Raw genomic sequence first — 12,734 nt, forward strand, 5'->3', positions numbered from 1 at the left:
TTAAGCTTGGGTCAGACCTAAGCCATTCCTGAAAAGCCCATAAAAGCCATCGATAGAAACCCTGCGGTAATAAATGCGATGGGTGTACCCTTGAATGCAGCGGGAACACGGCTGAGTACCAGTTGGCTACGTAACCCTGCGAACAAAGTAATCACAATTAAGAAACCCGCTGCCGAACCGACACTGAACATCAAGGTATCGATAAAAGAGAGATCATCCTGAACTGCGAGCAGCGCAACACCGAATACAGCGCAGTTAGTGGTGATTAGCGGAAGATAAACCCCCAAAGCCTGATACAGCGCGGGGAAACTTTTCTTTACGTACAACTCGGTAAACTGAACCACAGCAGCGATGACAAGAATGAACGCGATAATACGCATGAATTCGAGCCCTAGAGGGCGCAAAATATAGAACTCCAGCAGCCAAGTTGAGACAGTCGCGATGGTGAGTACGAATGTGGTCGCTACCCCCATTCCCACAGCGCTACTGATCTTGCTCGATACCCCCATGAACGGACACAGACCGAGAAACTTAGCCAATACCACGTTGTTCACGAACGCGGCACTGAGCAAAATAATCAATCCTTCAGACATAACTTCATTCCTTTTCTACTAGGGTCAATTGGCCTTTCCCTAGCTTGGTGCATACGTTATGCCAGCCGTCTTTTTTGCACTAAATTGATTCGCATAGCCCTGAAAATACAGATGTTAACGCGCGATTAAGCGCTCTTTTTAAGCCAATTTTTGCTTTGTCAGGAAGATGACAAAGTTCAAAATTTCTCTTTCGTTTGTCTTAAATCAAACAAGGAGATGTTAGCTGACCCCAACCATTCCCATGCTTTTTATATGGAATAAGAAATGCATTGTTGCCTATGACGAAGGACCAAACAGAGCAAAGGATGGCACTTATGGGACAAGTAGACACACTCTTAGAAGGCGCAACTCCGCCTATTTTCGATTATCAGGCATTTGAACAAATCGTCTCGCATGCGCCAGTCGCGATTAGCATCACCGACCACAAAGGCACTATTCTTTTTGTGAACCAAACATTCTCAGACATCACAGGCTACAGTTTTAGTGAGCTCATCGGCAGAAACTCTTCTCTTCTGTCTTACAAAGCCACACCAAGAAGCGTGTACGAAAACTTATGGAAAACCATATCGGAAGGGAATCACTGGCAAGGACAGTTGGTTAACCGTAAGAAAAGCGGTGAAGCGTATATAGCAGAAATCTCAATCTCGCGTCTGTCGCATCCCCAAGGTGAAGTCTGTTACTACGCGATTCATAAAGACATTACCGAACGTCACCAACTTATAACCGAGCAAAAAAACCAGTTTGCGATGTTTCAGGCAGTGCTTAACGCTGCACCTATCGCCATCGCACTTGTTGATAGCTCACACCGTGTTCTGTTTAGTAATCAGAAGTTCAGTAATATTGAAAAGAGCATTGGGCAGTCTCCGATTGATGCACTGCTCAACAGTTTGCTCAACGATTACGGGCATGACTCAGTCGCAGATTTCCTTGGTAAAAAAGACAACCGCTATAAAGGGGTTTATATCGAATCCAATGAACCAGTTCGTGAACGTTGGTTTGAGTACGCTTTGGTGAAAACACCAGTAGCAGCCAGCAGTGTGGATTCCTACTTCCTACCTGAAGATGACGACTATACCGTTATCGCAATTTCAGAAAGAACCCGTGAAAAACAACTGGTGGAAGAGCGCCGCATTAACGCCATGAAACTGATGGCGCGCGATAACAAATACGTGCATGCCATGCAAGAAGCTCTGATGGGTACGCTGCATCAATTGCAAGGTCCATTCAATATGATTGAATCTGCGGTGCGTATTCTTAAACGCACCAACCCCGCCTGCCCAGGCTTAGTGGCAATGGATGAGGCGATGGATACCGCATTAGATGCAATGCAAGACATCAAACTGGCGATTCCTGAACGAACCAGCGAAGCGTTTCAGCCGGTTAATCTCAATCAGGTAATTCGTGATGTCAGTGATATCAGCACCGATGAACTGCTCAAGTCATCGTCTAATTTGGAACTGATACTGGCGCCTCGTCTTTCAACCATTAACGGTATGTCACATCGCTTGATTCTGGCATTGAAACAGTTGATTGATAATTCAATTGATGCGATTCAGGCGGCGAAAACTAGCGACCGAACCATCATCATCTGCACTTACGAAAGTGACGGTGAAATTAAGGTGATTGTCGAAGACAGCGGTATTGGTATTGAAGAGTCGCAACGACTCAAAATTTTCCAACCGTTCTTCAGCACCAAACCAAAACACCAAACTGGCTGCCGAGGTATCGGGCTTTCCATTGTGCAGCAGGTTCTCAATGAACACTCAGCCACAATTAATGTCAGCAATAGTGAGCGCTTACGTGGCGCACACATCTGTCTTACTTTTCCCATCAGCCAATGGTGATCGACTATGACAGACGAAATGACTTTATTGAACTTGGAGCGTCAGTTACTGGCGGCCATGTACAAGATATCCAGTGTGCTGAATACCAGCCTCAACTATGTGGAATCTTCCGATAAAATCCTGCAAGTGCTTCACGATGAGTGCGCTTTGCAGTGCGGTATGCTGACCATTCTCGACAGTACACGAGACATACTGCTGATTAAATCGGTTCACTCTCCGCAACCGAATTCGGCAGCGCAGCACAAGCAGGTGTCTTATAAAATCGGCGAAGGATTGGTGGGCGAAGTTCTGCGCCAAGGCAGCTCTATCGTGCTGCATAATCTTGGTAGCGACCAACGCTTTGCGGACAAGCTGGCACTGTATGACTACGAAAAACCGTTTATCTGCGTCCCTTTGAAAGACGCCAATGGCAAAGTAATCGGTGCATTGTCAGCCCAACCGTTAAAGTTTATTGAAGGCGTGATTACCTTACAAACCAACTTCCTAAACATGATTGCCAACTTGATCGCCAAGAACGTTCAACTGGCATACAAGGTAGAAACTCACCAACAACAATTGGTGGATGAGCGCGACAACTTACGACGCAAGGTTCGCAACAACTACAGCTTCCGCAATCTGGTTGGGCACACCAAATCCATGCGTCAGATCTTTGAACAGATCAGGCTGGTCTCGCGCTGGGATTCTACCGTACTTATTCGTGGTGAATCCGGCACAGGTAAAGAGCTAGTTGCCAATGCCATTCACTACAACTCGCCAAGAGCCAACTTACCGTTTGTGAAACTGAACTGTGCAGCTTTGCCAGATAACTTGCTTGAATCTGAGCTGTTTGGACACGAAAAAGGCGCATTTACCGGCGCGGTGAAACAACGCAAAGGACGCTTTGAAATGGCGGACAGCGGCACCATTTTTCTTGATGAAATTGGCGAAACCAGTCCGGCTTTTCAGGCGAAATTGTTACGAGTGTTGCAGGAGAAAGAGTTTGAACGCGTAGGTGGAACATCAACCATTTCGGTTAACGTTCGAATCATAGCGGCAACCAACCGCTACCTTGAACAGGAGGTGGCGCAAGGCAATTTCCGTGAGGATCTCTACTATCGCCTTAACGTTATGCCTATGTATTTGCCACCACTACGAGAGCGTTTGCAAGACATCCCAGAATTGGCCGAGCACATGATGCAAAACCTGAGTAAAGCTCAGCAACGTAAGCTGACACTGAGCGATGAAGCGATTCGTCTGATGATGTCTCATCATTGGCCGGGTAACGTGCGTGAGCTGGAAAATACATTAGAGCGAGCGTCGGTGCTGTGTGAATCAGGGGTTATTGGCCCAGAATTGATTTCTCTCAACAAGTCTCAGCCAGTTTTCCAAGCGCCTGCTCAGCCAACGCTTCACCATCCCGTTCATAACCATAATCCATCCACTCATCATACGGCTGCACATTCCTCGCCGATGAACGGAGCATCCATGCCGGACTATCCTCATTCATCCCAAGAGGTGCCAACGGGAGATGAGAGAGACATGGTGATTGATGCACTTGAGCGCTCAGGATGGGTAAAAGCAAAGGCTGCAAGGCTGCTGAATATGACTCCGCGTCAAATCGCCTATCGCATTCAGATTATGAACATCGAAATGAAGCAAATTTAGCGAGCAGAGCAAACAACAACTGGGAAGGTTTGTCTGCTTTCAGACATTGTGGCAGACAAACCTTAACTAACAATCTTCTAACCTATTGAATAATTGAATTTTTACACCGGAACGAAGCTTGCAGAACAACCCTATCGTTTGATTTCAGCAGTAAACAAGAGGTAGACATGGAAAGTCATTCTCGCGCTGTCGGGCCGCAACATTCAACCCAAGATAAGGTGCACCATTTCTTCACCAAACAGGTACAAGAAAAAATTCAGCAGCACCCTTGTTACTCCAAAGAAGCGCACCAGTATGCTCGGATGCATCTGCCTGTCGCGCCTGCCTGCAATATTCAATGTAACTACTGCAACCGCAAATACGACTGTAGCAACGAGTCCCGTCCCGGAGTCGTTTCAAGAGTGATGGACAGCAGTAGTGCGCTACGACAATTCAACGCAATTAAAAAGCGTGCGCCAAATTTAACCGTGGCGGGAATTGCGGGGCCGGGTGATGCATTAGCCAACCCCAAAGCGACCTTCGCTACGCTTCGTTTATTGAAACAAGCTCAGCCTGATGTTCAGTTGTGTATTTCAACCAATGGTTTGGCATTGGCCGATCATGTTGAGCAACTGGCAGAAGTGGGCGTTCACCATCTCACTATCACCATAAACACCGTCGACCCTGAAGTGGGTGAGAAAATCTACCCTTGGATCTATTTCAATCATCAACGCTTACGCGGCAAAGAAGCAGCGCAAACCTTAATCGAAAGGCAGCTGCTTGGTCTTGAGATGGCTGCTCTAGCGGGCATGTTAGTGAAAGTGAATACGGTACTGATACCCGGTATCAATGACCAACATGTGGCGGAGGTCTCTGAAGAAGTCAAAAAACGTGGCGCGCTGCTGCACAACATCATGCCTTTGATTTCAGACCCAAGTCACGGCACCTATTTTGGTCTGAGTGGTCAACGGGGGCCAACCGAAGAAGAAGTCGCACTTGCCCGAGAGCAATGCGGCGGGCACATGCCACAAATGACTCACTGCCAACAGTGCCGAGCGGATGCCGTCGGCATGTTAGGCAACGGTGAATCACCATGCTCTAGCGCTTCACAATCGAATGAGAACGTTCAGGCGAGTACAAGCAAACATTCAACCAAGAATACATTCCGTGTCGCAATTGCCAGTGATGGTAGCGGCAGTGAGCACATTCAACTTCATTTTGGTCATGCGACACGTTTTGAAATTTACCTGTTCAGTGAGGAATCACAGCAGTTTCTCTATCAGGAAACGCGTCATGTTGAGTTGTACTGTAATGGCAAAGATGACTGCGATGATGGTGGTGATATCGATAAACAAGCTCTGATTCAGTCCATCGCTGACAGCCAAATGGTACTGAGTGCCAGAATGGGGATCACTCCATGGCGAGAGTTAGAAAAACTCGGCGTTCAACCCAATGTCGATTTTGCTTTTCAGTCTGTCGCAGCAAGCCTGGACAGTATTGCGAAAGATCTTATCGCGAACCAAAGCAAGGAGGTGGACTATGAGCTTTGTCATCAGCAATAAATGTGTCGGTTGCCATGCATGTATGGTGGTGTGTCCAAATCAAGCCGTCTACCCAGATGCGGAGCTCGCCAATCAGTTCCATATCCATCCTAAACGCTGTGATGAATGCTCTGCGCATTACGACAATCCCCAATGCGCAAGCATCTGCCCTGTGGAGGAAGCGATTCTTGATAGATCTAGAAATCCGCTGAATCCGATAGGCAGCTTGATGCCTGCTATCGTTGCAAGTCAACTGTCACAGCAGCAAAGTATCGCTGATAGCTAACGTAGTCAGTCTATCTAAGAGACTAGAGAGGCAACGCATGATGGATAACGTCATTCAAGACTATTGGCAGCCAATACTAGAGAGCTATAAACGGGGTGAAACCGCCCTGCCTCTCTACATGGGTTTAAACCAGAACGGATACGACGCTCTATTGTTAGCCATGGGCTTAGAATCCCTTCCTCTTTCACGAGAGGCGGAAGAGAAACTCCGGCTACGATTAGAGCTGATGAATATGCGGATCGGTGAGTTGGAAGAACTTGAAAGGCTGTTGGTTGAGTCGATTAATCCAGACGTTACTTTTGGCAGCGAAATGGTCACCGTCTTAGCCAGTGCTTGTTTGGGCAGCCAACATTTATGGCGAGATTTAGGCATGCCGGAACGTCCTCGCCTAACGGCTCTGTTTCGAGACTACTTCCCGTCACTTCATGCCAAAAACGTCAACAACATGCGCTGGAAACGCTTCTTGTATCGCCAATTGTGTGAAAACGGAGGCGACTATGTGTGCCGCTCACCAAGTTGCGAAGAGTGCGCCAGTTACTCAGAGTGTTATGATTTGTCCGCAAAGTAGATCAGCTTTCCGACTCGGTGCCGTTTCGATTCTCTATCGGCTGAAGACAGAACCATCTTCAACCTTTAGATGTGTGATAGTTAGAACTGAAACTCGCTTTGTCTGCGTGAAGGTTCGGCCTGATGCAGGTAACGAGTGAAGGTATCTTTCGGACGCTCAAGACCGTTCGCTGCCAATGTTCTGGAAGCCATACCTCTGTGATTACTGCCGTGTGTTAGCAAGTGCAAAAGAATTTCTTCCACCGTCAGTGTTCCTAAGTCACCATCAACAAATTTAAATACGACACTTCTCTCAAGCTCTTCAGGCGTCAGCGACTGAGCGAAATTCACTAGCCATGAATCATTCTGCTCCATTGTCTGACGAAGTTCTGCGATCGTAGGTGTTTCAACGGTATTATCAGCACTGTATTTCTCTGGCTCCCCCAGAATCCGACTGATAAAAAGGCTATCGACCACAGTGGTATGGTTGAGAATTCGGACAAAGAAAATCGCGTCATCTTGCGGTAGTTTGTCAAACTGCTGCTCACCTAACGCTAGTAACTCAGCGTTTGCCCATTGTTTGTATTGAAATGCTTTTGCTAGCTGCATTTTTGCTCCCGTAATAGTCCATTAAAAACGCGATTAAATTAGCTTCTTTCCACTCGCACGATATTCAAATTCTCATCGCTGGTTGGGGGTTCGAAATACTGAGTCACATGATGAAATACCGCCTCTGTATCGAACTGTGCTCTCTCTGGTTGCTCTATTCGTCGCTTTGCTATTTGAGACAAACACTGACTGTCAGAGAGATCCAAGTAAACCAGTTCATGCTCACATCCTAATTCTGAGCACATAGAACTCAACCATTGTCGTTGTCGGGCTGTGTTGGCTGGAAAATCCATCACCACGTTCGTCCCTGCTTTCAAAATGCTTTGAATATGGCTCTTAATGAAGGGTTTAATTGACGTGGAAAACTGAATGTAGTCATCAAAGGTTTGAATTTGATTAGGATAATGAGCAGATAACCATTCGTCCTCGGAGACAAGTACCGCACTGTTTTCAGCAGCGACAACTTTGGAATAGGTTGATTTACCTGCACCCATTTTTCCGCAGAAAAAGAACAGTTTTCCTAATGACTTCATATTGTCTCCATGTCGTTCTGTTGATGACTAACTAGACTATTTCGCTTGATGTTTTTCAATGAAAGGCGTCAGCTTTTCCAGCAATAAGTGCTGTTTATTTTGCGCTTCGTTCATACCCAACTGAGCGCCTTTCTGCGTCAACGATGGCGATTTCTCCACCAGTTTTTTTCCTGTTGGGCTTTCAAAGAAACGAATAACATCTTCCATTTCATCGACAGTAAACGTTTGTGCATATACAACGGCAATCTGTCTTTTGAGACCTTCTCTGTCTAAATCATTATTAAACCAATCGCGATAAATGTTCTTCAATTCAACCGTTTCTTCGTCATTGAGTCGTAGATTGTCAGCCAGTTGATTGACGATAGGAAGCATGCTTTCAAATCCACCCAACATTTGTTCATCTACTTTCATCGTGACTAACAATTTTTCTGCTGTTTCTATTTGTGAATCAGTATACGCATGCGCAAAACCTACAAACATAAAAGACAACACCAGTACGATTACTTTGTTCATTTCTCATTTTCCCTTTTAATAGTAAAAATTTAATATGCAACTCATCACTAATCAATGAAACCGACCATCGCACTTTCTCTGAAAGCAATCAATTTTATTTATAAGAAAACCATCAACCAGCAATAGTACTTCTGACCATTTAGAGCCATAATTCGACCAACTCGTGAGTTGTAAACTCTCACCTTAAGAAATCAGAAGTAGAAAGACAGTAATGACAACAGAGTCGACAGCCATTATTGGACTGCATAATCCTAAGAACCCAACCAATGTAGGCGCGGTATTGCGCGCAGCAGGTTGCTACAACGCAACTCAAGTTCGTTACAACGGAACACGCTATAACCGAGCTGCAAAGTTCCAAACCGATACCAAACATGCCCATGAGCGAATTGGATTGGTGGAGATGGAAGATCTCACTTCAGCGCTTGCTGATGATGTCGAGATCGTATGTGTTGAGCTGGCGCTTGGCGCCGTCCCACTCCCTCACTTCACTCACCCAGATAAAGCGATATACGTGTTCGGTCCAGAAGACGGCTCGTTGCCGCAAGAGGTGGTCGATAAAGCCCATCATGTGGTCTATGTTCCGACTACGGGCTGCATGAACCTTGCTGCGACGGTCAATGTTGTGCTGTATGACCGTATGGCAAAAACCATGGGTAACATCGATCACTACCAGCAAGTGTTGGCAAACCGAGACAATAAGAACAGATTGATAGTGAAAGAAGGTGTTTAGCTTCGTCTTCTGAGTTATACATCTTATAAGCGATTGATCTTGTGAACAAAAGAAGGGCTGCATCATGCAGCCCTATGTTTTTTAATACGTTTATATAAGTTGCTTGTTCAGCCGATTACCCACTGATAAACATGATATCCAGACGTTCAATTAGCCAAAATGTTGCTAGTGTTCCGATGCAATAAGCGGTAAACACAGGCGCTCTTTGTGGCAAGTCTCGGAATCGTCGATAAATCGCAATCAAAGACAACAACGCTCCAATAAACAACAACTGTCCCATCTCAACACCAACATTGAAAAACAGTAATGCTAATGGAATATCGCTCTGTGGCAGGCCGATCTCTTTCAGCGCACCAGCAAAACCAAAGCCATGCAACAAGCCAAAAGTAAAAGCCAGAATCCACGGCCAACGACTCGCCAGTGTCTGTTTCCCCTTACGGAGATGAATAGCTTCCGCAGCAATTAAAACAATACTCAACGCGATCAAAGCTTCAACAGGTGGAGGCGGGAGAGATACATAGTTTAATGTGGCAAGTCCCAGAGTAATCGAATGTGCAACAGTAAAAGCCGTAATGGTTTTAAACAACATCGGCCAACCACTGACAATCAACATTAATGCCGCAACAAATGCTAAATGATCCCAGCCTGCAAGTATGTGCTCCACACCTAAACGAGTGTAAGAGAAAACCAACTGCCAACCTGTCTCTGCTTTTGGTATTTCTGCTGAGTTCTCGCGAGGCTTTAACAACAAACTGTAGTGCGAACCGTCAAGTAATGAGATGTTAACCAGCGCGTCCATCGCAGTGCGGTTAAGGTTTTCGATGCTAATCGTAGAACCAGCAAGGCTTGTCTCCCCTGTTAAACGATAGCGAAACAGAACAAAACCATTAATGACGTTTTCGCCGGGCATCGGTGTCAACGTAAATCCCGCATCAAAAACCGGACGTATGTTCTGTACCATACCATTGTTGGTTGGAACCTTCCAAAGTAGCTCATATTGGTTTGCGCTCTGTTCATCAATTTGCAAATAAGCAGGGCGAATCTCATGCGCGTGTGCAAATGGAATATACAAGGCAAAGCAAACCAAAAATTTAAGCATCATGCGTAAAATCATGGCTGGCCATACTCCTGCATTACTTGCTCAGGAACATTGTTAGCGCTGATTTGAACCTGATACTTATTCAACAACTCCTGAAACATATTTTTTTGAGCATCAATTACGGCGTAGTATTGATATTGCTGCGCTACATATTCTTTTATCTCCTCATAGGGCGCGACATGTGAAGGCTCATTCTCATTCACTTTCACTAAATGAAATCCTAGCCTAGAATGGATAGGACCCACCCATTCACCGACAGGCTGCTCCATTAGAGATGCAGAGAATTCACCACCAAATGCGTTATCTAACGCCCGCACAGAAGTAAGCTGCCATTCAGCGGGAACACCCAGTTTTCTCAACCTATCTTGTGGTATTTCACCACCAGCATTCAGTTTGACCAACGTACTGTCCATCTGCTGTTTATTCGCTTCAGAAGGTAGATACAGCACTTGTTCAAACGCTAACGCTGAAGGCAAAGTAAAAAGATCTGAACGTTGCTTATAAAACGCTTTGAGATCATCCTCAGTCGGCGGCTTCATCAAAGTGCTTAAATCACTCGCAACGGCCTCCATTTTCTGAGCTAAACGAGTGCGAATAATGTCATCGTCTTGATCTAGCCCCATACGTAATGCTTCACGATAAAAGACTTCTTGGCGCAAATGGCGATCAATAATCGCCGCCACATCTTCTGGCGCGGGATCTCGCTTCCACTGTGCCTTCCAAAGTGTCTCTAAGTGGTCGAGACGGCTTTGATCAATAACAATGGTGTTCTGATCGTTCTCTGCTGAATCAGAAGGATTAACCCAAGACCAAGCTGAGAACAGTAATCCACCCAATACAACAAAGTGAACCAGCGGCTCTCTAATCATTTTTTTAATCATACTGCTGTTACTTTGCCTCATACCAAATTGGTGAAGCCCACGCGCGTTCAACAATCTCTCGTTTAACATCGTCAGGATATTTCACACCTGAACGTAGCTCATCATATAAAGTCCAGCGTGCAGTTGGCAGTTGCAACACCCGTACGTAGTAAAATGCTTCCTGTTTAGGATCCCAGTTCGGGTCAGTCCATACAGTCATCAGCTCCGGATCACCTTTTTTGGCGTTGAATTCACCAGTTTTGAGGTTAATTGGAGCGTCAATTGGCGTTACCGAACCATCTTTTTTCAAACGTTTGCCAGAAGCAGCCACGTTATAAATGGTGTCTTTCATTTCACCATTTTCATACCAACCCTTGATAATCTGAATGCGATCTAGGTTAGGTCCAATTGGGTCTTTCATCGCCCAAACAAGAAACTGCGGTGCTTTTTTGCCTTTGTAATCACCACCCATAGGCACACCTTTTTTGTAGCCATCAGCAACCATCGTCTCATAGCTGTCATATTTGCTGGCAAAACCTTGACCGGCAAAGAAACGCACCTTCATTCTTGGGCCACTTGTGGCGTAGGTTTCTTTGGCTAACATTGAATCCCAGATAGCGCTTCGGGTATTCGATTCCGCCCAAACGGCGGTTAACGAACCCGGATTAGAGTCCGCAATCAACATCTCCCCTTCGAGCATCGATTTCGAACGAACTTCAGCGTTTCGATCTGCATAACCATGGCTACCCACGGTGTAGTTGTCTTCCTCAACATTACTTGGTGTACCGTTATGGCTGTCTGTACCACCAACAAAGCCGTATTTGAATGGGTTGATTCCCAGCTCAGAATTGTACTTAATGCCTCGCCCTAACCCATAACGAACAAAGTTTTCTTTCACATAGCCACGGCCATTGAATTTTTGGATTGAAGTCGCATTTTCAAAGTCCGCAAACTCATCGTTCGGCCAGAAATTCGGCACCACTTCGGAGTTGCCTTTCACCTGCATCATTTCGATTAGAGGTTCCATGCTGGCGCGCGTTTTCGCATATTCTTTGTTAATCGGTACGCCAGTTAGACTTGCTTCTGCGAACAATAACCCTTTTGATTCATTGGAGTTATGAGGAATAGCAAATACTTTTTTACCTTCATCTCGCTGGGTTTGCATCCACGCCCAAAGCATTTCCGGATCGGCACCATCGTTTGAGGAGAAGGGCATGTCCGGTACATTGGTATCACGGAAAAACACATTTCGGTGCTGGTTTGAACCGCCGGGAGCAGAAGTCCACTCATAAGCATGAATAGTGGTAAATTTGCCCGGCTTATAATTCTTCTCTGTCGCTTCGAAGTTTTTCTTCCATGTGGATTTGATCGCTTCAATACCTTGGAAGAACTCAGGGTGAGGGTCTCCACCGCCAGCTAAAGGAGCGAGAACATATTTGCCGTAAAGTTGTAATGCGGTTTCAAGATCAGGCGCTTCACGAAAAGCGACAGCGACCTTGTTGTCATAACCCGGAGCACCTTTGTTCATGAGGCTGAAAGCTTCACCCATAAATTCGGAGTGGTCAGTCACCGCAACAAAGTCCAACGGGCGCTTAATTTTATGCATGCTACCGTTAACCATGATCTCTTCGCCTTGAGCAAAGCGATAAGCGTCATCAGGTGTGAGTCTGTTTCCCGCAATAAAAGCATCCATAGAAACACCTGTGTGGACATGTTGTTCACCAAAATAAGCTTCTTTTAATGGATTCTTAGGAACGTCTTTTTCAGATATTTGAGCTGCAGCGGTTGAAACGAGAAATAAAGGAGTAATGCAGCCAGCCGCCATGGCAACTGCAATTTGGGTTAACTTCCGGGTGTTCATTCAATAATCCCCCGATTATTTGTTAATCAATGAAAACACACACAATGAATGCAAAAAAATGCATATCTAAAAATGGCACTTACTGGCATGTAAGGC

General features: G+C 45.7%; 13 protein-coding genes. 6 read left to right on the forward strand and 7 right to left on the reverse strand.

Features of this window, described 5'->3' with window-relative positions:
- Positions 1 to 17 precede the first annotated feature (17 nt).
- Complete coding sequence (rsxA, locus tag AAGA51_RS20670) at positions 18 to 593, reverse strand: electron transport complex subunit RsxA (protein ID WP_042479343.1); 576 nt, start codon at positions 591 to 593, stop codon at positions 18 to 20.
- 314 nt (positions 594 to 907) lie between these two features.
- On the opposite strand from rsxA, the gene nifL reads away from it, so the two are divergent.
- The 5 genes from nifL (at position 908) to AAGA51_RS20695 (ending at position 6,455) form a co-directional block, all read left to right on the forward strand.
- A complete protein-coding gene (gene nifL, locus AAGA51_RS20675) occupies positions 908 to 2,437 on the forward strand; it encodes a nitrogen fixation negative regulator NifL (protein ID WP_042479346.1) in 1,530 nt (509 codons plus the stop codon).
- A gap of 6 nt (positions 2,438 to 2,443) precedes the next feature.
- A complete protein-coding gene (gene nifA / locus AAGA51_RS20680; protein WP_042479348.1) occupies positions 2,444 to 4,081 on the forward strand; it encodes a nif-specific transcriptional activator NifA in 1,638 nt (545 codons plus the stop codon).
- 167 nt (positions 4,082 to 4,248) lie between these two features.
- The gene (gene nifB / locus AAGA51_RS20685) at positions 4,249 to 5,622 is read left to right on the forward strand and encodes a nitrogenase cofactor biosynthesis protein NifB (protein ID WP_081878619.1); all 1,374 of its coding nucleotides are present in this window, start codon (positions 4,249 to 4,251) and stop codon (positions 5,620 to 5,622) included.
- Positions 5,600 to 5,887: a 4Fe-4S dicluster domain-containing protein gene (locus tag AAGA51_RS20690; protein ID WP_042479351.1), complete on the forward strand. Its 288-nt coding sequence runs from the start codon at positions 5,600 to 5,602 to the stop codon at positions 5,885 to 5,887. Before nifB ends, AAGA51_RS20690 begins: the two co-directional genes overlap by 23 nt.
- Positions 5,888 to 5,924: 37 nt before the next feature.
- Positions 5,925 to 6,455: a nitrogen fixation protein NifQ gene (locus tag AAGA51_RS20695; RefSeq protein WP_042479354.1), complete on the forward strand. Its 531-nt coding sequence runs from the start codon at positions 5,925 to 5,927 to the stop codon at positions 6,453 to 6,455.
- An 80-nt stretch (positions 6,456 to 6,535) separates the two neighbouring features.
- Here AAGA51_RS20695 and AAGA51_RS20700 read toward each other — a convergent pair whose 3' ends face one another.
- From AAGA51_RS20700 to AAGA51_RS20710, 3 genes are read right to left on the reverse strand one after another with little or no spacing between them, the layout of a single operon-like run.
- Positions 6,536 to 7,042, reverse strand: coding sequence for a DinB family protein (locus AAGA51_RS20700; RefSeq protein WP_042479356.1), 507 nt, complete (start codon positions 7,040 to 7,042; stop codon positions 6,536 to 6,538).
- A gap of 38 nt (positions 7,043 to 7,080) precedes the next feature.
- Positions 7,081 to 7,575, reverse strand: coding sequence for an AAA family ATPase (locus AAGA51_RS20705; protein WP_081878620.1), 495 nt, complete (start codon positions 7,573 to 7,575; stop codon positions 7,081 to 7,083).
- 36 nt (positions 7,576 to 7,611) lie between these two features.
- Positions 7,612 to 8,088, reverse strand: coding sequence for a DUF2059 domain-containing protein (locus AAGA51_RS20710; protein ID WP_042479358.1), 477 nt, complete (start codon positions 8,086 to 8,088; stop codon positions 7,612 to 7,614).
- Positions 8,089 to 8,299: 211 nt separating this feature from the next.
- On the opposite strand from AAGA51_RS20710, the gene AAGA51_RS20715 reads away from it, so the two are divergent.
- Positions 8,300 to 8,818 carry an RNA methyltransferase gene (locus tag AAGA51_RS20715; protein ID WP_042479361.1) on the forward strand — a complete coding sequence of 173 codons (519 nt, stop codon included), beginning with the start codon at positions 8,300 to 8,302 and terminating at the stop codon, positions 8,816 to 8,818.
- Between the two features lie 115 nt (positions 8,819 to 8,933).
- On the opposite strand, the gene AAGA51_RS20720 is transcribed toward AAGA51_RS20715, so the two are convergent.
- Genes AAGA51_RS20720 through AAGA51_RS20730 form a run of 3 tightly spaced genes read right to left on the reverse strand, consistent with a single transcriptional unit; the run spans position 8,934 to position 12,638 of the window.
- Positions 8,934 to 9,932, reverse strand: coding sequence for a HupE/UreJ family protein (locus AAGA51_RS20720; protein WP_217995489.1), 999 nt, complete (start codon positions 9,930 to 9,932; stop codon positions 8,934 to 8,936).
- Complete coding sequence (locus tag AAGA51_RS20725; protein ID WP_042479363.1) at positions 9,929 to 10,798, reverse strand: peptidyl-prolyl cis-trans isomerase; 870 nt, start codon at positions 10,796 to 10,798, stop codon at positions 9,929 to 9,931. The genes AAGA51_RS20720 and AAGA51_RS20725 overlap by 4 nt, the downstream gene beginning before the upstream one ends.
- 7 nt (positions 10,799 to 10,805) lie before the next feature.
- The gene (locus AAGA51_RS20730; protein WP_052404523.1) at positions 10,806 to 12,638 is read right to left on the reverse strand and encodes a DUF3604 domain-containing protein; all 1,833 of its coding nucleotides are present in this window, start codon (positions 12,636 to 12,638) and stop codon (positions 10,806 to 10,808) included.
- Between the last annotated feature and the right edge of the window lie 96 nt (positions 12,639 to 12,734).

The sequence above is a fragment of the Vibrio diazotrophicus genome, assembly GCF_038452265.1.
GTDB classification, from domain to species: Bacteria; Pseudomonadota; Gammaproteobacteria; order Enterobacterales; family Vibrionaceae; genus Vibrio; species Vibrio diazotrophicus.